This is a genomic window from Promicromonospora panici, assembly GCF_900608595.1.
GTDB classification, from domain to species: domain Bacteria; phylum Actinomycetota; class Actinomycetes; order Actinomycetales; family Cellulomonadaceae; genus Promicromonospora; species Promicromonospora panici.
The window spans coordinates 106,078-126,579 of sequence record NZ_UWYY01000017.1; the positions used below are offsets into that span (position 1 = coordinate 106,078).

The window sequence follows — 20,502 nt, forward strand, 5'->3', positions numbered from 1 at the left end:
CCACGACCACCTCTCGCCGCGAGCTGCATGCTCGTCCGGACCAGGAGGGCCAGGTCACGCGTCTGGTCATCATGGGCCCGCAGGGCGCGGGCAAGGGTACGCAGGCAGCCCGTCTCGCCGAGGTCTTCGGGATCGTCCCGATCTCGACGGGCGACATCTTCCGCGCGAACATCGCGGGGGAGACCGAGCTGGGCAAGCTCGCGCAGGAGTACACGAACAAGGGCGACCTGGTCCCGGACGAGGTCACCAACGCGATGGTCCGCGACCGGCTCTCGGAGCCCGACGTCAAGGAGGGCTTCATCCTCGACGGGTACCCGCGCAACTCGGCCCAGGTGACGGAGCTCGACCAGATCCTCGCCAGCCTCGGCTGGGAGCTGGACGGCGTCATCGAGCTGACGGCGGATCGTGCTGAGCTGCTCAAGCGCATCGCGAAGCGGGCCGAGGAAGAGGGCCGTGACGACGACACCGAGGAGGCCATCACCCGCCGCCTCGACATCTACGCGGAGCAGACGGCCCCGCTGACGGCGGCCTACAGCGAGCGCGATCTGCTGGTGCAGGTCGACGGGCTCGGCGAGATCGCCGAGGTCACCGACCGCATCGTCGCCTCGCTCGCGACCCAGCTGGGCTGAGGCGTGGTATTCGGGCGGGAGCGAGTCGAGTACAAGACACCGGACCAGGTGCGCCTCATGCGGCGCGCCGGTCTGGTTGTCGCGGACACGCTCGCCGCGGTCCGCGCGGCGGCCCGGCCCGGCCTGACCACCGCGGACCTGGACGCGGTCGCCGCAAAGGCGATCGACGATGCCGGAGCGGCGCCGTCGTTCCTCGGCTACCACGGCTTCACCGGGGTCGTCTGCACGTCGGTCAACGACGAGGTCATCCACGGCCTCCCGGGCAGCCGGGTGCTCGCCGCGGGAGACCTCGTCTCGATCGACTGCGGCGCCATCGTGGAGGGCTGGCACGGCGACTCGGCAATCTCGTTCGTCCTGGGAGCCGAGGGTGCACTGGACCACAAGCTGCCCGACGGCGACCTGGTCGCCGCGGGCGCGGACATCGCCGACATCGGGCTGGTCAGGACCACGGAGGCCGCCATGTGGGCGGGTATCGCGGCGCTGGCCTCCGCCAAGCGGCTGAACGCCGTGGGCGCGGCCGTGGAGGCCGCCGTCGAGATGGCGGGCCAGTTCCAGGGCGTCGAGTACGGCATCGTCGAGGAGTACGTCGGGCACGGCATCGGCAGCGCCATGCACCAGCCGCCGGACGTGCACAACTACCGGACGTCGGGATCGGGTCCGCGGCTCCGGTCCGGGATGTGTCTGGCCATCGAGCCGATGATCACGCGCGGCGGCGCCGAGACCAAGGTCCTGGCGGACGACTGGACGGTGGTCACCGGCGACGGTTCCCGCGCGGCGCACTGGGAGCACTCCACGGCGGTCATGGAGGACGGGATCATCGTCCTGACCGCTGTCGACGGGGGAGCGGAGCGCCTCGGGGTCTTCGGCATCGAGCCGGCCTCGCTCGACTGACAAACTTTCACCCGGGGTCTATTTAACTCGGAGTCAGTTGGCTACGATCGGCCCTGTGACCGACGAAGCGCACACCCCGCCCAGCACCGCCGGCTCTCCGTCCGGTGGGGAAGCCGCGCCGCACGGGGACACCACCTATGCGACGCCTGCGCACGCCGTGCCCGGAACGGCGCGAGGTCCCTGGTACATCCGGGTCCTCGCCGCTGTGGGGCGCGGTCTCAAGCGGTTCGGGCTCTGGCTCGCGGTCTGGTGCCGTCGCCTCGCACCGAGCCCTTTCGTCTGGGTCGGCATAGTGCTCGGCTTCGGCACGTCGCTCCTCGTGTGGGAGTCGGTGCTGCTGCTCGGCATAGCGGTCTGGCTGCTCGGGGTGTGGCTCTGGGTGGCGCGCGGCAGCACGGTGCTCGTCGCGCTCGGCCTGGGTATCGTGCTCGGGTGGCTCCCGATGCTGTTCTTCTTCGTCAACAGCCTGCCGCACACGATGATCGGCCTGCCCGGCGTCGAGTACGACCTCTGAACGGCGTCGCGTGGCGAGACTCACGGCCTGCGGCGCATGCCGGCGTCCGCCTGCGCTTTGAATGCTTTCCGAAGTGACGTAGGCTAGACCGCTGGGTGTAGTCCGTTCAACGCCTCCAGTTCTTCAACGGGTGCCATCGGCGCCTGCCGGTCCCCGCGCACGCGGGGCGCAGGCCGAGGCACACGAGGTAGGCGGCACACGGACGCACACGACATCCACACCCGACTGTCGGCTTCGCAGGGCTCCTGCGATGCCGTGGGCGTGGAAGCAGTCACGACGAGAGTTAGCGGAGGATATGGCAAAGAAGGACGGTGTCATCGAGATCGAGGGCAGCGTGATCGAGGCTCTGCCGAACGCGATGTTCCGCGTGGAGCTGTCGAACGGTCACAAGGTTCTCGCGCACATCTCGGGCAAGATGCGTCAGCACTACATCCGGATCCTTCCTGAGGACCGCGTGGTGGTGGAGCTCAGCCCGTACGACCTGTCCCGCGGCCGGATCGTCTACCGCTACAAGTAGTCAGTCCCCGATCCGGGGCTACGTCGTCCACGGCCTGGCCGGAGGTGACGTCGCCGCATGATCGACCACCCACGACACTGCTGCGTGCGTCCCGGGAGACCGGATGTGCGTCGCGGAGGAAAAATCCGATGAAGGTCAAGCCGAGCGTCAAGAAGATCTGCGACAAGTGCAAGGTGATTCGCCGGCACGGTCGCGTCATGGTGATCTGCGACAACCTGCGCCACAAGCAGCGCCAGGGCTGATCACTCCCCGGGCATCCGCCCGGGTCGGTGGCTGAGGCCACCACCAGCGCACCACCTCGAACCTCACCCAGCGGGCAACCGTGCGGGAGAGGGGAACCCTCGGTCCGGAGGCCGGGGCCCGCGTGAATCGCGGGATGGCGGTGCGGCAGACCTCCGACGAGCAGTACAGGAGCCGGAAGGCACATGGCACGTCTTATCGGCGTCGACCTCCCCCGCGACAAGCGGCTTGAGGTTGCGCTCACTTACATCTTCGGTGTGGGTCGTACCCGCGCGAAGCAGACCCTGGCCGCCACGGGCATCAGCCCGGACGTCCGCGTGAAGGACCTCGGCGACGCCGAGCTCGTCGCGCTCCGTGACCACCTCGAGGGCAACTTCAAGCTCGAGGGTGACCTCCGCCGTGAGGTCGCGGCCGACATCCGCCGCAAGGTCGAGATCGGCACCTACCAGGGCCTGCGCCACCGTCGCGGCCTGCCGGTGCGTGGTCAGCGCACCAAGACCAACGCGCGTACCCGCAAGGGTCCCAAGCGCACCGTCGCGGGCAAGAAGAAGGCCCGCTGATAGCAGTCCGTGGAGCGGTCAGCTCACCGAGCTGAGACCGCCCCGGTCCGATCAGACCAGGAGATTTCAGAACACATGCCTCCCAAGACTCGCGCCGCCGCCGGCCGCAAGCCGCGCCGCAAGGACAAGAAGAACGTCCCGCTCGGCCAGGCGCACATCAAGTCCACGTTCAACAACACGATCATCTCGATCACCGACCCGTCCGGCGCCGTGGTGTCGTGGGCGTCCGCAGGCCACGTCGGCTTCAAGGGCTCCCGCAAGTCCACCCCGTACGCCGCGCAGATGGCAGCCGAGTCGGCCGCTCGCCGCGCGCAGGAGCACGGCGTCAAGAAGGTCGACGTCTTCGTGAAGGGCCCGGGTTCCGGTCGCGAGACCGCCATCCGCTCGCTCCAGGCGACCGGCCTCGAGGTCGGCTCGATCCAGGACGTGACGCCCCAGGCGCACAACGGCTGCCGCCCCCCGAAGCGTCGCCGCGTCTGATGTTTGTCGCGGCGCGGTGCGTCCGCACTGCCTTCGGGCCGTGGGACCGCACCGCGACCGCGACGTCCGCCCACCCCTTGCGGTGGGCACCTTCGCCCGGACGGTGACAGAGATCCGCCCGGGCCGCGAGAGATCGCATGCCGTGATGCGTCATATAGCGGACGCACACTGAAAGGACACCCACAGTGCTCATCGCACAGCGCCCCACGCTGACCGAAGAGGTCATCTCGGAGAGCCGTTCCCGCTTCTCCATCGAGCCGCTCGAGCCTGGCTTCGGCTACACGCTCGGCAACTCGATGCGTCGCACCCTGCTGTCGTCCATCCCGGGCGCGGCCGTCACGTCCATCCGTATCGACGGTGTGCTGCACGAGTTCAGCACCGTGTCGGGCGTGAAGGAGGACGTCACCGAGATCATCCTCAACATCAAGAACCTCGTCGTCTCCTCGGAGAACGACGAGCCCGTCGTGATGTACCTGCGCAAGCAGGGCGCCGGCATCGTGACCGCCGCGGACATCGTTCCGCCGGCGGGGGTCGAGGTCCACAACCCCGACCTGCACATCGCCACCCTCAACGACAAGGGCAAGCTCGAGATCGAGCTGACCGTCGAGCGGGGTCGTGGGTACGTGTCCGCCGCGCAGAACAAGCAGTTCGACGCGGAGATCGGGCGCATCCCGGTTGACTCGATCTACTCGCCGGTCCTCAAGGTCACGTACAAGGTCGAGGCCACCCGAGTCGAGCAGCGCACCGACTTCGACAAGCTCATCGTCGACGTCGAGACCAAGCAGGCGATCACGCCTCGCGACGCGCTCGCATCGGCTGGCAAGACCCTGGTCGAGCTGTTCGGCCTGGCACGTGAGCTGAACGTCGAGGCCGAGGGCATCGAGATCGGCCCGTCGCCGACGGACACCGCGCTGGCCGCGGACCTGGCGCTGCCGATCGAGGAGCTCAACCTCACCATCCGTTCGTACAACTGCCTCAAGCGCGAGGGCATCCACCAGGTGGGCGAGCTCGTGGCTCGCAGCGAGGCGGACCTGCTCGACATCCGCAACTTCGGTGCCAAGTCGATCACCGAGGTCAAGGAGAAGCTGGCCGAGCTCGGCCTCAGCCTCAAGGACTCGCCGCTGGACTTCGATCCGGCCGGCGCTTCGTACTTCGAGGGTGGCGACTCCGCGGCCTACAGCGGCGACGAGCAGTCGTACTGACGTCCCGCGTCCGGCCTAGGCCGGACGCGCGGAACCACTTCCAAGGAGACAAGTAATGCCTACCCCCACCAAGGGTCCGCGGCTCGGCGGTAGCCCGGCTCACGAGCGCCTGATTCTCGCGAACCTGTCGACCTCCCTCTTCGAGCACGGCCGCATCACGACCACGGAGACGAAGGCCAAGCGCCTGCGTCCCCTGGCTGAGCGTCTGATCACGTTCGCGAAGAAGGGCGACCTGTCCGCCCGTCGCCGCGTGCTCACCGTCGTGCGTGACAAGGGCGTGGTACACACGCTCTTCACCGAGATCGCCCCGGCCATGGCCGAGCGCAACGGTGGCTACACGCGCATCACCAAGATCGGCACCCGCAAGGGCGACAACGCGCCGATGGCGGTCATCGAGCTCATCACCGAGCCCGTGAGCCCCAAGCAGGCCGTCGTCAAGGAGGCCACGAAGGCCGCCGAGAAGGCCGCCCCCGCGGCCGAGGCGCCCGTCGAGGACGCCGTCGTCGAGGACGCCCCGGTCGAGGACGTCACCGACGCCCCGGCCGAGGACGTCACCGACGCCCCGGCCGAGGACGCCGCCGAGGCGTCCGCAAACGAGAGCACCGAGGAGAAGAAGGAGGCCTGAGCCTCTTTCTCCCCTGCACGACGCCGGGCCGCACCTTCCGCACGGAGGGTGCGGCCCGGCGCCGTCGTGCGTAAGCCGCCTTGGTTGTGAGCGTGATCGTTGCGCCCAAAACGGGCGCGTAGCAGCAAAGATCACGCTCACAACCAATGTGGGTCAGGAGGGCGGGAGGTCCCAGGCTCGCGCGCCGCCCACCAGGGCCGCGGAGTTCGGGACGATGACGACGTCGTCGCCCAGACGAGCGAGGGCCGACGGCGTGATGCGGCGCGAGTTGCCCCCGCCGATGTAGAGCCGGTCCCAGTGGAAGACGGGCCGCAGCCCGTCGACGACGGTCACCACCCGCCGGGACCACAGCCCGTCGCCGAGCCGGCGCCGTTCCGGCTCGCCGATGTACTGGTCGTACGTCAGGCTGCGCCGCACGGGGGCGTGCGACCACTCGAGGTGGGGAGCGATGCGCCCGCCGTGGAACATCGCCGTCCCCAGGCCGGTCCCGAGCGTGATCACGAGCTCGAGGCCCGACGCAGCGACGACTCCCGCGCCGTGCACCTCCGCGTCGTTCAGGACGAGCGCCGGCAGGCCGAGGGCATCGGCGACCGCCGCGCGCATGTCGAAGTTGTGCCACGCGTCCGCGAGGGCGGGAACCACGCGCGAGCGCGGTCCGGAACGGGTGATGTAGTGCGGCGTGTGCACCACGACGCCGCTCCGGATCATGCCGGGGAGCCCGACCGTGACCCGTGAGGCCGCGGGCAGGTCGGTGGCGATCTTGGCGATCGTGTCGACGAGCAGCTCAGGCGGGAGCGGGTACGGCGTCGGCACGCGGACCGGGGAAGCGTGTGCGGTGCCGGAGCTGTCGAGGACGGCGGCCTTGATCCCGCCGCCACCGCAGTCCACAGCCAGCGTAAGGGTGTCTGCCATGAAGTCACTGTACGAACCCTGGCGCGCGAATCGGAGAGGATAGCTGGCGTGAACGAGTTCATCAGGGTCCGTCTCGACCTTGCCTACGACGGAACGGACTTCGCCGGCTGGGCGCGCCAGCCCGGCCTGCGCACCGTGGAGGGCGCCCTCGAGACCGGCCTTGCGCGCGTCTTGCGCAGTGAGCAGCTCGGCCTGCCGACGCCCCGGTTCACGGTGGCCGGGCGGACCGACTCGGGCGTCCACGCACGCGGCCAGGTGGCGCACGTCGACATCGAGGCGGGCGCCTGGGCCGCGCTGCCGGGGCGCCCCGGGCGGTCCAGCCGTACCCCGGCGGAAGCGCTGGTCTCCCGCCTGTCAGGCGTGCTGCCCGCCGACGTCGTTGTCCGCGCGGCCGTGCCCGCGCCCGCGGGCTTCGACGCGCGCTTCTCCGCGTTGCGCCGCCGGTACACCTACCGGATCGCCGACGCGCCCGGCCTGCGCGACCCCCTGCGCCGTCGGCACGTCCTGTGGACCCGCAAGCCGCTCGACGTCGCCGCGATGGACGACGCCGTCCGTCCGCTCACCGGGGTGCGCGACTTCGCCTCGTACTGCAAGCCCCGCCCCGGTGCGACGACCATCCGTGAGCTGCAGCGGATCGCCTGGGAGCGGCCAGTCGACGGACCCGACGCCGGGCTCGCGGTCGGGCACGTGGTCGCGGACGCGTTCTGTCACAACATGGTGCGCGCCCTCGTCGGCGCGTCGATTGCCGTGGGGGAGGGACGCCGCCCGACGAGCTGGCCCGCAGAGCTCCTGGCGAGCCGGCGCCGGGACGCGGGCGTCTTCGTGGTGCCGCCGGAGGGCCTGTGCCTCGAGGAGATCACGTTCCCGCCGGACGCCGAGCTCGCGCTTCGCGCGGACGCCGTCCGGGCGAAGCGCATGGACGAGGACGTCTGGGACGACACCACCGCCGCGAGGTAGAACTGTGGCGAGATAGAACCGCAGCGAACCTGCGGTTCTACCTCGCCCTGGTTCTTCCTCGCCACGGTTCTTCCTCGCCACGGTTCTACCTCGCCACGGTTCTACCTCGGCGGGGTGGGTCAGGGCTCCTCTACCCAGTGGACGGCGGCCTCCTCGGCGCTCGCTCCCGCGCCGTCGATGCCCTCGTCGATGCCGTACAGGTCGTTCTCGCGGTTGCCGTCCTCGCGGGCGTAGCTGCCGGGGTCGGCGTCGGGGTCGGAGACGAGCCGTCCGGCCCGCGACGTGTCGGCGCGGTCGAGCGGGTCGGCCTGCCAGATGTCCGGCTCCTCCTCATTGAGTCGCTGGTCCATCGGCTCGCCGTGCCGCTCCTCCCACGAGGTCTCGCCCCAGTGGTTCTTGCGGGGGCGGTCGGGCGGCGAGTAGCCCTCGTCGAGGAGGTCCTTGGTACCCCGGCTGTACAGGGCGTCCTCGGACGACAGCTGGTCGGTATCGCCTTCGGCGATCCCGTCCGGTCCTGGCATGGTGGCTGGGGTTTCCTCGGTCATGTTCCTACCGTGACACCAGTTCGGCGCAGACGCCAGAGGCCGGACGTGTCCAACATCATGGTCGCCGATCCGCCCTGGTGACCCGCTTCGCTTTGACCCCCGGGGAAGCCGCCAGGTACTCTAATGAGTCGTTGTGCTTTGTCACGACGTCCTGCGTCAACACCGAGCCCACTCGCGTGCCGACGAACGGCCCGGACGTCACTCTGACCCCCGCGCACAACGACCTGACTCTTCGGGCGCTGCTTCTCGCCCGACGACACCGAAAACGAAAAGGTTACGAACCGTGCGTACGTACACCCCCAAGCCCGGCGACGTCCAGCGCGACTGGTACGTCATCGACGCGACCGACGTCGTCCTGGGCCGCCTGGCAAGCCAGGTCGCCACATTGCTGCGCGGGAAGCACAAGCCGACTTTCGCCCCGCACGTCGACGGTGGTGACTTCGTCATCATCATCAACGCGGACAAGGTCGCGCTGAGCGGCAACAAGCGTGAGACCAAGATGGCCTACCGCCACTCGGGTTACCCGGGCGGCCTCACTGCCACCCCGTACGGCGAGTTCCTGGACACCAAGCCGGAGCGCGCCATCGAGAAGGCCGTGCGCGGCATGATCCCCAAGACCTCGCTCGGTCGGACGCAGATGACCCACCTGAAGGTCTACGCAGGCTCTGAGCACCCGCACACGGCGCAGCAGGCCAAGCCGTTCGAGATCACCCAGGTTTCGCAGCAGGCCTGAGGCCGCTGCCGGATCGCAACGCGAAGGACGCGAGGACATCACAGTGGCCGAGACCACCGTCGACATCGAGCAGGGCGCAGAGACGCCCAGCAACTACACCACCGAGACTGCTGCGCCGGCAACGCGCGGTTCGTCCATCACCGCTCCGGCTCAGGCCCTCGGGCGCCGCAAGGAGGCAGTGGCGCGCGTGCGCCTCGTCCCCGGCACCGGCACCTGGAAGATCAACGGCCGCACCCTCGAGGAGTACTTCCCGAACAAGGTGCACCAGCAGCTGGTCAACAGCCCGCTGAACCTGGTCGAGGTCGAGGGACGCTTCGACGTCATCGCCCGTATCACGGGTGGTGGCACGTCGGGCCAGGCCGGCGCGCTGCGCCTGGGCATCGCCCGTGCGCTGAACGCCATTGACGAGGACGCCAACCGCGCCGAGCTCAAGAAGGCCGGCTTCCTCCGCCGCGACGACCGCAAGGTCGAGCGCAAGAAGGCCGGTCTGAAGAAGGCCCGTAAGGCTCCGCAGTACTCGAAGCGCTGATCTCAGCGCTCGGCCGGATGGCCCCGCCGAACAGTATCGACACTGTTCAGCGGGGTCATCCGCATTTCAGCCCGGGGATCGGACGCCGCTACGGTGGGGATCCGAACGATCTGAGGAGAAGCGGTATGGGCAGGCTGTTCGGCACCGACGGGGTTCGGGGTCTCGCCAACAAGGACATCACGGCGGAGCTGGCGCTGGAGCTGGGCGCCGCGGCCGCGCGGGTGCTGACCGCGCAGGGTGAGCTGCTGGGCCCGCGTCCGCGGGCCGTCGTCGGCCGGGACACGCGGGCGTCGGGTGAGTTCCTCGCGGGCGCCGTCGCCGCGGGCCTCGCGTCGGCGGGCGTCGACGTGGTGATGCTCAACGTGCTGCCCACGCCCGCGCTGGCCTATCTGGTGACCGAGCTGGAGGCCGACCTCGGCGTCATGGTCTCCGCCTCGCACAACCCGATGCCGGACAACGGCATCAAGTTCTTCGCCCGCGGAGGGCTCAAGCTCGACGACGCCGTCGAGGACGCCATCCAGGCCACGCTCGGCGACGACTGGGAGCGGCCCACGGGCGCCGACGTCGGACGCATCCGCACGGACGGCCAGGCGGCCGCCGTGCGCTACGTGCGGCACCTGACCGACAGCGTCGGCACCACCCCTGACCACCGGCCTCTCGAGGGCCTGCGGATCGCCCTGGACTGCGCCAACGGCGCCGCGAGCGAGGTGGGTCCGGAGGCGCTGCGCGCCGCGGGCGCCGACGTCGTCGTGATGAACGCCAGCCCGGACGGCCGGAACATCAACGAGAAGTGCGGCTCCACGCACCCGGAGCAGCTCCAGGCCGTCGTCGTGGCGTCCGAGGCGGACTTCGGCGTCGCGTTCGACGGCGACGCCGACCGCTGCCTCGCCGTCGACCACACCGGCGCAATCGTGGACGGGGACCAGATCCTCGGGATCCTCGCCACCGCGCTCAAGGAGGAGGGCCGCCTGCCCGGCGACACCCTCGTGGTCACCGTGATGAGCAACCTCGGCCTGATCCTGGCCATGCGGGAGCGCGGGATCACCACCGTGCAGACCGCGGTCGGCGACCGGTACGTGCTGGAGGAGATGCGCGCCAAGGGCTTCGGCCTGGGTGGTGAGCAGTCCGGCCACATCATCCTGGCCGACCACGCCACGACGGGCGACGGCGTCCTGTCGGCGCTGCATCTCGCTGCGCGGGTCAAGGCGTCGGGCAAGCGACTGGGTGATCTTGCGGGTGAGATCGAGCGGCTCCCGCAGACCCTCGTCAACGTGCGGGGCGTGGACAAGTCCCGCGCGGGTACCGACGAGGGTGTCCAGGCGGCCGTGACCGACGCGACGGCTCGTCTCGGAGACACCGGCCGGGTGCTGCTGCGCCAGTCCGGCACGGAGCCGCTGGTCCGCGTCATGGTCGAAGCCCCGGCGCAGGACGAGGCGGACAAGGTGGCCGAGGACCTGGCCGCCGTCGTGCGGGAGCGGCTCGCGCTGTAGCAACTGTCGGTGGAGCGCCCTCGCGGTCATGGGCGGTCGCGGCGCCAGCCGTGAACGGCCCGTGAATCCTTGGGAAGCGGGGTTCTACCAGGGGGACCCCTGATGCCTTTCAGGGGCACCCCTTGCGTAGGCTGGCAGCAGGCACTACGAGGTGCCGTCCCCAGCCACCCGGGTGCCACCCTGAGCTTGTCGAAGGGCATCTTCCCGGCCGAGACTTTCGAGGTCCCGTGCTCGATCTGATTTCCACAGTACTGAGCGCCACCGAGGCATGGATCCTCGCGATGGCCGCCTCACCGTGGATCTACCCGGCGATGTTCGCGTTCGCGACCATCGACGGCTTCTTCCCGCCGCTGCCGAGCGAGTCCGTGGTGATCACCCTGGCGGTCTCCGCGCACAGCACGGGCACGCCCTGGATGTGGCTGGTGCTGGTCGCAGCCGCGGCCGGCGCCTGGGTGGGCGACCAGATCGCGTACCAGATCGGGCGAATGATCGGCACCGACCGCGTGCCGTTCCTGCAGACGCCGCGCGGACGCCGGGCGGTGGCCTGGGCGGAGCGCGCGCTGGCCCGCCGCGGAGCCTCGTTCATCCTGGCGGCACGCTACATCCCGATCGGCCGCGTGGCCGTCAACATGACGGCGGGCGCCGTCGGCTACCCTCGCCGCCGGTTCATGGTCATCGCGTCCATCGCGGCAGTCATGTGGGCGCTGTACTCCGCCGGGATCGGCCTGGTCGCCGCGCAGTGGCTCGGCCATGAGCCGCTGCTGGCGATCGTGATCGGTGTGGTGCTGGGCGTGGCCATGGGCTTCGTCGTCGACAAGGTGGTCGGCTGGTTCTCGCACCGGCACCTCGAGGACGAGTCCCCGGTCGACGAGTCCGACAAGAAGGTCACCGTCCCTCCGTCGGACGACTGAGCGTCGGAGGACCGAGCGTCCGACGACCGGGCGGCGTCAGAGCTTGCGGAGGCGCACCCGCTGGACCGCGTGGTCCGAGCCCTTGGTCAGCACCAGCGTCGCCCGGCCTCGCGTGGGCAGGATGTTCCGCTCGAGGTTGGGCGCGTTGATGGACTCCCAGATCTTGAGGGCCCGCTCGGTGGCCTCCTGGTCGGACAGCGAAGCGAACCGCCGGAAGTAGGAGTCCGGCTTGGTGAACGCGGTGCGGCGCAGCTCCAGGAAGCGGTCCACGTACCACTGCCGGATGTTCCGCGTGCGGGCATCGACGTAGATCGAGAAGTCGAAGAAGTCGCTCACCGCCACCGTGGACTCGTCGACGGCGGACGGCCGGGCCGGCTGCAGCACGTTCAGGCCCTCGACGATGAGCACGTCGGGCTTGCGGACCACCATCTCCTGATTCGGCACGATGTCGTAGATGACGTGCGAGTACACGGGCGCGCGGACCTCGGCCTGCCCCGCCTTGATGCGGGACAGGAACCGGATCAGGGCGCGCCGGTCGTACGACTCGGGGAAGCCCTTGCGCTCCATCAGGCCCCGCCGTTCCAGCTCGGCGTTGGGGTAGAGGAAGCCGTCGGTGGTGATCAGCTCGACGCGCGGCGTCTCGGGCCAGCGGGCGAGCATCTCACGCAGGACGCGCGCCGTCGTCGACTTGCCGACGGCCACCGAGCCGGCCACCCCGATGACGTACGGGGTGCGGGGCGGGTCCTCGTGCAGAAAGGTGGACGTCGCGTCGTGCAGGCCGCCGGTGGCCTGCACGTACAGGTTGAGCAGGCGCGACAGGGGGCGGTAGATCGCATCGACCTCGGCCAGGTCGATCGGGTCACCGAGTCCGCGCAGGCGCTCGACGTCCTCGTCGGTCAGCGGCAGCGGTGTGGACGCCGACAGGCGGCTCCAGGCCGCGCGGTCGAGATCCACATAGGGCGAGGACGGGGCGAGGGCGAGCAGGTGCTCGCCGAGGTCCGTCGTCGGAAACTGTGAAACCACCTGCAGCATTGTGCCCCACCTGGCGGGGTGGATCGCTATCGGCCGTGGGCGGGCCGCCCGTGGCGGGCGGCACAGCGGTCCTGTGAGCCCGGTCATGCGGGGCGCACCCGAACCGTCGTTAGACTCGCCCGCATGTGTGGGATTGTGGGTTACACGGGAACTGCAGCGACTACGGCGGACGGTGACGCCTCGGGCGCCGCCGCGCCGTCGGGCACGCCCCTCGACGTCACCATCGAGGGCCTGCGACGGCTGGAGTACCGCGGGTACGACTCGGCCGGGGTCGCGCTCGTCGCGCCAGGGCTGGACGGCGTCGCCTGGGCCAAGAAGTCGGGCAAGCTCGCCAACCTGATCGAGGCACTGGAGCAGAACCCGCTGCCCGCCGCCACCGCGGCGATCGGCCACACCCGCTGGGCCACGCACGGTGGCCCCACCGACGCCAACGCCCACCCGCACCTGGCCGACGGCGACCGGCTCGCCGTCATCCACAACGGGATCGTGGAGAACTTCGCGCAGCTCAAGGCCGAGCTCCTGGCCGACGGCGTGACGTTCCGCTCCGAGACCGACACCGAGGTGGCCGCCCAGCTCGTGGCCAAGGCGTACCGCGAGACGGGGAACCTGACGGAGGCCATGACGGCCGCCGCCGGCCGTCTGCACGGCACGTTCACGCTGCTCGCCGTGCACGCGGACGCACCGGAGACCGTGGTGGGCGCCCGCCACGACTCCCCGCTCGTGGTGGGCCTCGGCGAGGGCGAGAACTTCCTCGGCTCCGACGTCGCGGCATTCATCGCACACACCAAGGAGGCGCTCGAGCTGGGCCAGGACCAGGTGGTGACCATCACGCCGACGTCCGTCACCGTCACGGACTTCGACGGCAAGCCCGCCGAGGCCAAGCGCTACACCGTGGACTGGGACGCGGCCGCCGCCGAGAAGGGCGGCTTCGCGTCCTTCATGGACAAGGAGATCCACGACCAGCCGCAGGCCGTCGCCGACACGCTGCTCGGTCGCACCGACGCCTCGGGCGCACTGGTGCTGGACGACCTGCGCATCGACGAGGCGGTGCTGCGCGCCGTGAACAAGATCATCGTCGTCGCCTGCGGCACGGCCGCCTACTCCGGGCACGTGGCCAAGTACGCGATCGAGCACTGGTGCCGCATCCCCGTCGAGGTCGAGCTGGCGCACGAGTTCCGCTACCGCGACCCGATCGTCGACGAGCGCACCCTGGTCGTCGCCGTGACGCAGTCCGGCGAGACCATGGACACCCTGATGGCCGTGCGGCACGCGCGTGAGCAGGGCGCCAAGGTGGTCTCCATCGTCAACACCCACGGTTCGACGATCCCGCGCGAGTCCGACGCCGTTTTGTACACGCACGCCGGCCCCGAGATCGCCGTCGCCTCCACCAAGGCGTTCCTCGCGCAGATCACCGCCGCGTACGTGCTGGGCCTGTACCTGGCGCAGCTGCGCGGCAACAAGTTCCCCGACGAGATCGCCGTCCTGCTCGACGAGCTGCGTGACATGCCGCGCAAGATTCAGACGGTCATCGAGCGCGGCGAGTACGTGCGCGCGACGGCCCGGTCCATGGAGAAGTCCGACAAGGTGCTGTTCCTGGGGCGGCACGTCGGGTTCCCGGTGGCGCTGGAGGGTGCCCTCAAGCTCAAGGAGCTCGCGTACATCCACGCGGAGGGCTTCGCGGCCGGCGAGCTCAAGCACGGACCGATCGCCCTGATCGACGAGGGCCAGCCGGTCTTCGTCGTCGTGCCGTCGCCACGCGGGCGCGACTCCCTCCACTCCAAGGTCGTCTCCAACATCCAGGAGATCCGGGCGCGCGGCGCGCGCACCCTGGTGATCGCCGAGGACGGCGACGACGCGGTGCGGCCCTACGCCGACGAGATCTTCTGGATCCCGCAGGCACCCACGCTGCTCCAGCCGCTGCTGGCGGTGGTGCCGCTGCAGATCTTCGCGATGGCGCTCGCGACCGCGAAGGGCCTGGACGTGGACCAGCCGCGCAACCTCGCCAAGTCCGTGACGGTGGAGTAGCCGGGCCAGGTCCCGGCGCCGGGGTCTGCGGCGCTGGGCCCGGTGGGCGCACCCACTGTGGCACGCTCGGCGTCGTGGACCTCAACGACCTTTCCGACCTGTCCGACGAGGTCGAGATCATCAGCCGTGTGTACGCGCGCGTGCACGGCGTCGAGCGGACCGACGACTGGCTCATGCTGAAGCTGCACGAGGAGATCGGCGAGCTCACCCAGGCGTTCCTGAATCTGTCCGGCCGCTCGCGGGACAGGGGCCTGACCGACGACGAGACGCGCGAGGCGTTCTGCGGCGAGGTGGCCGACGCCCTGGCGCAGCTGCTGCTGGTCGCCCGGCGGTTCGACGTCGACCTGCCGGGGGAGCTGGAGCGCAAGTGGTTCCGCTGGCGGCATCTGGTCCGGCCGGAGGACACCGCGGGCGTCCGGGACGGTGTCCTGGAGGCGGACGGGGATGTCAGTGACCCCGTCTAGCCTGTGGGCGGACGAGAGGGGGGCGTACGTGGCGTACGTGGAGGTCGACGGTGTTCAGGTGCACTACGTGGAGCACGGGGCGGCCGGGCCCGGGGTGATGACGGCACTGCTGGTGCACGGGTTTCCGGTGGACCACCGGATCATGGTCGGCGCGTTCGAGCCGGTGTTCGCTGACCGGCCGGACTGGCGTCGCCTCTACGTCGACCTACCGGGCATGGGCCGCACGACGGCGCCCGACATCGCGAGCACGGACGACGTCTTCCGGATCCTGCTGGGGACGGTCGAGGCGCTGGTGCCCGAGGGGCCGTACGCCGTCGTCGGGCAGTCGTACGGCGGGTATCTGGCGCGGGGGCTGGTTGCCGCAGATCCGGAACGGGTGGCGGGGATGGCCGCGGTGGTGACAGTGGTCGAGGCGCGGCACGAGTTGCGTACGCTCCCGGAACGTCAGGTGCTCGTGCGGGACCCGACGCTCGCCGAGCGGGTCGGGGTCGAGACCCTCGAGGCGGAGGAGATCCTCGTGGTGCAGACCGACGAGTCCTGGCGCCGAATGCGCGAGGACGTGGATCCAGGGCTCGCCGCGGCCGATCCGGTCGTGACCGCTCGGATCGAGGCGAGCTACGGGGGAACCTTCCCGGTCGAGACGGCGTCGTTCGAGAAGCCGGCGCTGATCCTCGTCGGGCGCCAGGACTCGGTGACCGGCTACCGCGACGCGTGGGAGCTGGTCGAGCAGTACCCGCGCGCGACCTTCGCCGTGCTGGACCGGGCGGGACACGGGCTGGACCTGGAGCAACGAGGTCTGTTCGAGGCTCTGGTGGGCGAGTGGCTGGACCGGGTCGAGGAGGCCCGCTCGGCCTGAGCCCGACGGCGGAGGGGTCAGTTCGACACGGCGACGAACACCAGCAACGTGATGATCGCGGCGATCACGACGCCGAACACGACGACCATGATCACGGGGAAGGGGAGCTTGTCGTCGTCCTCGGTCATGGCGGCCTCCTACACGTGAAAGATGGCGCTCTGCCGGTACGATGCAGGCGCCACCTTTACCTCTGCATTACTGGATCAGGATGCCGCAAACCGGGCATGATGCGCAAGACTGGAGCGTGCCGGAGGTGTAGGGGATCGGTGGCCGGCGGCGGCGACCTTAGGCTGGGCGAATGATCATCGGGACGGGCATCGACGTGGTCGACGTGAACCGGTTCATGGAGACGCTCCACCGCACGCCCCGCCTGCGCGAGAAGCTGTTCACCGAGGCCGAACGTGACCTACCGCCGTCGTCCCTGGCCGCCAGGTTCGCGGCTAAGGAGGCCATCGCCAAGTCGCTCGGCGCCCCGGGGAACCTCCGCTGGCACGACGTGACAGTGCACCGCACGGTGGGTGGCCCGCCTCGGATCGACGCGAGCGGCACCGTCGCCGCCCGGGCGGCTGAGCTCGGCGTGCGCACCTGGCACATCACGATCTCGCACGACGCGGGCATCGCGTCGGCCATGGTGATCGCGGAAGGCTGACCCGCCGAGGTAGGACTGGGGCGAGGTAGGAGTGTGGCGAGGTAGGGCCGCAGCGCCGCCAGAGTCCTACCTCGCCACACTCCTACCTCGCCACAGTCCTACCTCGCCCTGGTTCTACCTCGGCGCAAGGGGCTACTGGAGCTCCGGGATGACCTGCTTCTCGAAGAGCTCGAGGCCCGTCTGGTCGTAGGCCGCCTCCTGGAAGTACGTGATCGCGTACTCCAGGCCGCGGGTGCGCATGTCCTGCAGCCGCTCGACGATCTGCTCGGGGGTGCCGACCAGGAGCCCGGTCCGCCAGGTGTTGATCTCCTGCTCGGCCTTCTCGGGGGCCCACTTGCGCAGGTGCGCCTCGATCCAGGCCATGCGGTCCGCGACGTCGGCCTCGGTCTCGCCGATCACCACGTTGTAGTCGGCCGAACGGGTGATCTCACCGAAGTCCCGGCCCACGTCCTTGCAGTGCGCCTCCAGCACACCCGACTTGTGCACGAAGCCCTCGGGCGACCCGTCGAAGTTGGTGTACTGGGCGTGCTGCGCGGCGATGCGCAGCGTCTTCTTCTCGCCGCCGCCGGCGATCCACAAGGGGATGGACGGCACCTCGGCGCCGCCGTCGCCCACCGGAAGCTGCTGCAGCGGCTGCGGGTAGCAGAGCGCGCCGTCCACCTGGTACCGCTTGCCCTCGAACGTGCCCGACGACCCGGTGCGCCACATGTTCGCCATGATCTGCACGCCCTCGTCGAGCGCCCGCAGGCGCTCGCCGGCGGACGGGAAACCGTGGCCGTAGGCGCGCCACTCGTGCTCGTACCAGCCTGCGCCGATGCCCATCTCGACGCGGCCGCCGGAGACGGTGTCGACGGTCGAGGCGATCTTGGCCAGGTGCGCCGGGTTGCGGTACGCCACGCAGGTGCACATCTGGCCCAGGCGGATGCGCTGGGTGGCCGCCGCGAACGCCGCCATCAGGGTCCACGCCTCGTGCGTGGCCTCGGTGGTGACCTGCGGGACGGTGTGGAAATGGTCGTACACCCACGCGGAGGTCCAGGCGAACTCCCCACCGGGGACGGCCTCACCTGCCGCCTGGTTCTCTGCGCGGTGCACAAGGGACAGCATGGAAGCCCACTGGTCGGCGGGCGCGATGTCGACCAGGTCGAGGCGCCAGCCCTGCGGGATGAAGAGTCCGAATCGCATGGCTCGACCCTATGCCGACAGGGTTCCGGGCGGGAGGGCCGGTCCAAATCGCCCAGTATTGGTACCTCGGACGGCGGGGGAAGCGGCACTATAGGACAGTGAAAGACGCGTGGAGTTCCGACGACGTACGAAAGGCCGAAGAGCCACTGATCGCAGCCGGTGAGCCGCTCATGGCCAGGGCTGCGTACGCGCTGGCCCAGGCTGTGGTCCGGGACGTCGCGGCCCGCCGTGCCGACGGCGGCACGGCGCCCGGCCGGGCAGTACGCCCGAGCGGCGTCCGGCTCCGCGGCAGCCTCGGCTCCGACGGGCTCCCCGATACCGCCCGGATCCGGCCGGCGCGCCGCGCCGGCACAGCGCGCGGTACCGGTGCCCGGGGTGACGTGCGTGGCGCGCGCGCCCTGCTGCTCGTCGGGCCCGGCAACAACGGCGGTGACACCCTGTTCGCCGGCGCGCACCTCCTGCGGCGCGGCATGACGGTGACCGCCGTCCTCGCGTCCGCGCGTGCGCACGAGGAGGGCCTCGCCACCTTCCGGGCCGCCGGCGGGCAGGTGGTGACGCTCGCGGAGATCCGGGTGCCGTCCGTGGTGCGGTCCGCCCTCGCCTCCGACGTCGTGCTCGACGGCCTCGTGGGCGTGGGCGCACGCGGCGCCCTGCGCCCGCCTGCGGGCGGCCTCGTGCGCACGCTCGCCGAGGCCCGCGAGACCGCCGGGGAGCGGTGGCCGCACACGGTCGCCGTCGACATCCCGAGCGGCATCGGCGTGGACGACGGCGCGGCGCCCGGCCCCGTGCTACCCGCGGACCGCACGGTGACCTTCGGCGCGCTCAAGCCGGGCCTGATCCTGCCGCCGGCGGCGCACCTCGCCGGAGAGGTCGAGCTGATCGACGTCGGCTTCCCTGTCGTCTCGGACGCCGAGCGCTCCGCGGCCGCGCGCCGCGTCGCCCTGGGCCGGCACGCCATGAGCGGCACGGACACGGCGTCAGGCCGCGTGCTGCGGATGGAGCCCGCCGACGTGGCCGCCCTGTGGCCCACCCCCGGCGCCCGCGACCACAAGTACACGCGGGGCGTGGTCGGCGTGATCGCGGGGACGGGCACCTACCCGGGCGCCGCGGTCCTCGCGACGTCGGGCGCCGTGCTGGCCGGCTCGGGCATGGTGCGCTACCTGGGGCCCGAGGCGGTCGGCACGCGCGTGCTCCTCGCCCGGCCCGAGGTGGTCGTGGCGGGCGGACGGGTGCAGTCCTGGGTGCTGGGACCCGGCGTCCCCCCGCTGGACCCCGAGCGCGAGCCGGACGGCGACGGCCAGGCCCGCCGGATCTTCGGGGCGCTCGCGGCGGTGACCGGGGTGTTGTCCGAGGACGTGACGGGCGGCAAGATGCCCGCCGTCATCGACGCGGGCGCGCTCACGATGCTGGAGCACCGGCTCCCGGCCTGGGCGGTACTGACCCCGCACGCCGGTGAGCTGGCCGAGCTGCTGCAGGGACTCGGGCACGACGTCGACCGATCGGCGGTCGAAGCACGGCCGCTGCACTGGGTGCGGACGGCGCACCAGGCGACCGGTGCCACGGTGCTGCTCAAGGGCGCGATCACCGTGGTGGCGGGCCCGGGCGACACCTACGCGCAGGCGGACGCTCCGGCCTGGACCGCCACCGCCGGCTCGGGCGATGTGCTCGCGGGCATCCTGGGGACGCTGCTCGCCGGCCGCTCCGCCGACGTCGTCGAGGACGAGACGCTCGCGGCCCGGCTCGCGGCGGCCGCAGTGCTGGTGCACGGCCGCGCCGCGGCTCGGGCGTCGGCGGGCGGTCCGGTCGCCGCGCTCGAGATCGCGCAGGCGGTGCCCGCAGTGGTCGCCGAGCTCCTGCGCGCCTGACGCCGTCGGCCCCGCGGCCGGCTCGGACGCGTCCGACGGCGTCCCCGACGCGGGCCGGGCCGGCGCACACTAGGGTGATCACGATGAGCCAACGTGTCGTTGCCTGGGGCCGGGAGCTCCGTGAGGTCCACAAGCGGCTGCGGGATGCCCTCGGGCTGGCCCGGTCGGCGGTCGAGGCAGGCGGTTCCGGGCCGACGGCGGCGCGGGACCTGCAGCTCTACTGCGTCGGCTTCTGCGCGGCGCTGACCGGCCACCACCGCAGCGAGGACGCCACCCTGTTCGACGTCGTGCTCGCGGCCGAGCCGGACCTCGCGCCGGTGATCGCTGACCTGAAGCGGGACCACTCCATGCTGGACCACCTGCTGGGCGGGCTGGAGCGCGCCGCTCGGTCGGGTGCGGAACAGGGTGAGCTGCTGCGGCACCTCGACGGCATCGAGGCCGTCATGGAGACGCATTTCCGGTTCGAGGAGAAGAAGCTCGTCGAGGTGCTCGACGCTGCGGACCATCCCGCGGCCGACAGGCAGAAGATGCTCGGTCCGCTGGCCTGACCCAGTACCGCATGAAATGGGCATTACGAGGTAATTTGGGGCATGTCGCACATTCTCATTGCTGCCCGAGATGCGCAGGCTGCGGCGGTATTTTCCCGTACCACAGTCTCAATCTGCACGATTTATCTCCTGCCATAGACTCCTGA

The 20,502-nt window shown here is 70.6% G+C and carries 24 protein-coding genes; 20 read left to right on the top strand and 4 right to left on the bottom strand.

What is annotated here, in order from left to right:
• Positions 1 to 71: 71 nt before the first annotated feature.
• The 9 genes from EW117_RS20170 (at position 72) to rplQ (ending at position 5,658) form a co-directional block, all read left to right on the top strand.
• Positions 72 to 629 (top strand): adenylate kinase, encoded by a 558-nt coding sequence (locus tag EW117_RS20170; RefSeq protein WP_129788554.1) that lies wholly within the window; start codon positions 72 to 74, stop codon positions 627 to 629.
• Positions 630 to 632: 3 nt separating this feature from the next.
• Complete coding sequence (map, locus tag EW117_RS20175) at positions 633 to 1,520, top strand: type I methionyl aminopeptidase (RefSeq protein WP_129788493.1); 888 nt, start codon at positions 633 to 635, stop codon at positions 1,518 to 1,520.
• A 55-nt stretch (positions 1,521 to 1,575) separates the two neighbouring features.
• Entirely contained in the window at positions 1,576 to 2,034 is a 459-nt protein-coding gene (locus EW117_RS20180; protein ID WP_129788494.1) for a hypothetical protein, read from the top strand.
• 295 nt (positions 2,035 to 2,329) lie between these two features.
• Entirely contained in the window at positions 2,330 to 2,551 is a 222-nt protein-coding gene (infA, locus tag EW117_RS20185; protein ID WP_020016137.1) for a translation initiation factor IF-1, read from the top strand.
• Positions 2,552 to 2,679: 128 nt separating this feature from the next.
• Entirely contained in the window at positions 2,680 to 2,793 is a 114-nt protein-coding gene (gene rpmJ, locus EW117_RS20190; protein ID WP_003956441.1) for a 50S ribosomal protein L36, read from the top strand.
• 183 nt (positions 2,794 to 2,976) lie between these two features.
• Entirely contained in the window at positions 2,977 to 3,351 is a 375-nt protein-coding gene (rpsM, locus tag EW117_RS20195) for a 30S ribosomal protein S13 (RefSeq protein ID WP_129788495.1), read from the top strand.
• A 75-nt stretch (positions 3,352 to 3,426) separates the two neighbouring features.
• On the top strand, positions 3,427 to 3,831 hold the full coding sequence (gene rpsK, locus EW117_RS20200; RefSeq protein ID WP_020016139.1) for a 30S ribosomal protein S11: 405 nt from the start codon (positions 3,427 to 3,429) through the stop codon (positions 3,829 to 3,831).
• 185 nt (positions 3,832 to 4,016) lie between these two features.
• On the top strand, positions 4,017 to 5,033 hold the full coding sequence (locus tag EW117_RS20205) for a DNA-directed RNA polymerase subunit alpha (RefSeq protein WP_129788496.1): 1,017 nt from the start codon (positions 4,017 to 4,019) through the stop codon (positions 5,031 to 5,033).
• Between the two features lie 55 nt (positions 5,034 to 5,088).
• Entirely contained in the window at positions 5,089 to 5,658 is a 570-nt protein-coding gene (gene rplQ / locus EW117_RS20210) for a 50S ribosomal protein L17 (RefSeq protein ID WP_129788497.1), read from the top strand.
• A gap of 153 nt (positions 5,659 to 5,811) precedes the next feature.
• On the opposite strand, the gene EW117_RS20215 is transcribed toward rplQ, so the two are convergent.
• A complete protein-coding gene (locus EW117_RS20215) occupies positions 5,812 to 6,570 on the bottom strand; it encodes an ROK family protein (RefSeq protein WP_129788498.1) in 759 nt (252 codons plus the stop codon).
• A gap of 48 nt (positions 6,571 to 6,618) precedes the next feature.
• Between EW117_RS20215 and EW117_RS20220 the strand changes: the two genes are divergently transcribed.
• A complete protein-coding gene (locus EW117_RS20220) occupies positions 6,619 to 7,527 on the top strand; it encodes a tRNA pseudouridine synthase A (RefSeq protein WP_165362788.1) in 909 nt (302 codons plus the stop codon).
• A gap of 119 nt (positions 7,528 to 7,646) precedes the next feature.
• On the opposite strand, the gene EW117_RS20225 is transcribed toward EW117_RS20220, so the two are convergent.
• Positions 7,647 to 8,072 (bottom strand): DUF5709 domain-containing protein, encoded by a 426-nt coding sequence (locus EW117_RS20225; protein WP_165362789.1) that lies wholly within the window; start codon positions 8,070 to 8,072, stop codon positions 7,647 to 7,649.
• A gap of 283 nt (positions 8,073 to 8,355) precedes the next feature.
• Here EW117_RS20225 and rplM point away from each other — a divergent pair, with 283 nt between their 5' ends.
• From rplM to EW117_RS20245, 4 genes are all read left to right on the top strand, one after another.
• Positions 8,356 to 8,805, top strand: coding sequence for a 50S ribosomal protein L13 (gene rplM / locus EW117_RS20230; protein ID WP_129788499.1), 450 nt, complete (start codon positions 8,356 to 8,358; stop codon positions 8,803 to 8,805).
• Between the two features lie 43 nt (positions 8,806 to 8,848).
• Positions 8,849 to 9,334 (top strand): 30S ribosomal protein S9, encoded by a 486-nt coding sequence (gene rpsI / locus EW117_RS20235; RefSeq protein WP_129788500.1) that lies wholly within the window; start codon positions 8,849 to 8,851, stop codon positions 9,332 to 9,334.
• Between the two features lie 125 nt (positions 9,335 to 9,459).
• Complete coding sequence (glmM, locus tag EW117_RS20240) at positions 9,460 to 10,824, top strand: phosphoglucosamine mutase (RefSeq protein WP_129788501.1); 1,365 nt, start codon at positions 9,460 to 9,462, stop codon at positions 10,822 to 10,824.
• 227 nt (positions 10,825 to 11,051) lie between these two features.
• Positions 11,052 to 11,735 carry a DedA family protein gene (locus tag EW117_RS20245; RefSeq protein WP_242504402.1) on the top strand — a complete coding sequence of 228 codons (684 nt, stop codon included), beginning with the start codon at positions 11,052 to 11,054 and terminating at the stop codon, positions 11,733 to 11,735.
• A gap of 36 nt (positions 11,736 to 11,771) precedes the next feature.
• Here the strand turns inward: EW117_RS20245 and coaA are convergent, their stop codons facing one another.
• Positions 11,772 to 12,767, bottom strand: a complete 996-nt coding sequence (coaA, locus tag EW117_RS20250) for a type I pantothenate kinase (protein ID WP_129788502.1) — start codon at positions 12,765 to 12,767, stop codon at positions 11,772 to 11,774.
• A 123-nt stretch (positions 12,768 to 12,890) separates the two neighbouring features.
• On the opposite strand from coaA, the gene glmS reads away from it, so the two are divergent.
• From glmS to EW117_RS20270, 4 genes are all read left to right on the top strand, one after another.
• On the top strand, positions 12,891 to 14,792 hold the full coding sequence (gene glmS, locus EW117_RS20255) for a glutamine--fructose-6-phosphate transaminase (isomerizing) (RefSeq protein ID WP_129788503.1): 1,902 nt from the start codon (positions 12,891 to 12,893) through the stop codon (positions 14,790 to 14,792).
• A gap of 74 nt (positions 14,793 to 14,866) precedes the next feature.
• Positions 14,867 to 15,256: a nucleoside triphosphate pyrophosphohydrolase family protein gene (locus EW117_RS20260; RefSeq protein ID WP_129788504.1), complete on the top strand. Its 390-nt coding sequence runs from the start codon at positions 14,867 to 14,869 to the stop codon at positions 15,254 to 15,256.
• A gap of 28 nt (positions 15,257 to 15,284) precedes the next feature.
• On the top strand, positions 15,285 to 16,112 hold the full coding sequence (locus EW117_RS20265) for an alpha/beta fold hydrolase (protein ID WP_207211955.1): 828 nt from the start codon (positions 15,285 to 15,287) through the stop codon (positions 16,110 to 16,112).
• 298 nt (positions 16,113 to 16,410) lie between these two features.
• Positions 16,411 to 16,761, top strand: coding sequence for a holo-ACP synthase (locus EW117_RS20270; protein WP_129788506.1), 351 nt, complete (start codon positions 16,411 to 16,413; stop codon positions 16,759 to 16,761).
• Positions 16,762 to 16,893: 132 nt separating this feature from the next.
• Here the strand turns inward: EW117_RS20270 and EW117_RS20275 are convergent, their stop codons facing one another.
• Positions 16,894 to 17,943 (bottom strand): TIGR03560 family F420-dependent LLM class oxidoreductase, encoded by a 1,050-nt coding sequence (locus tag EW117_RS20275; RefSeq protein WP_129788507.1) that lies wholly within the window; start codon positions 17,941 to 17,943, stop codon positions 16,894 to 16,896.
• 98 nt (positions 17,944 to 18,041) lie between these two features.
• Between EW117_RS20275 and EW117_RS20280 the strand changes: the two genes are divergently transcribed.
• Both EW117_RS20280 and EW117_RS20285 read left to right on the top strand, forming a co-directional pair.
• Entirely contained in the window at positions 18,042 to 19,808 is a 1,767-nt protein-coding gene (locus tag EW117_RS20280) for a bifunctional ADP-dependent NAD(P)H-hydrate dehydratase/NAD(P)H-hydrate epimerase (protein WP_129788508.1), read from the top strand.
• An 83-nt stretch (positions 19,809 to 19,891) separates the two neighbouring features.
• Positions 19,892 to 20,356, top strand: coding sequence for a hemerythrin domain-containing protein (locus EW117_RS20285; RefSeq protein ID WP_129788509.1), 465 nt, complete (start codon positions 19,892 to 19,894; stop codon positions 20,354 to 20,356).
• The last annotated feature ends 146 nt before the right edge of the window (positions 20,357 to 20,502 follow it).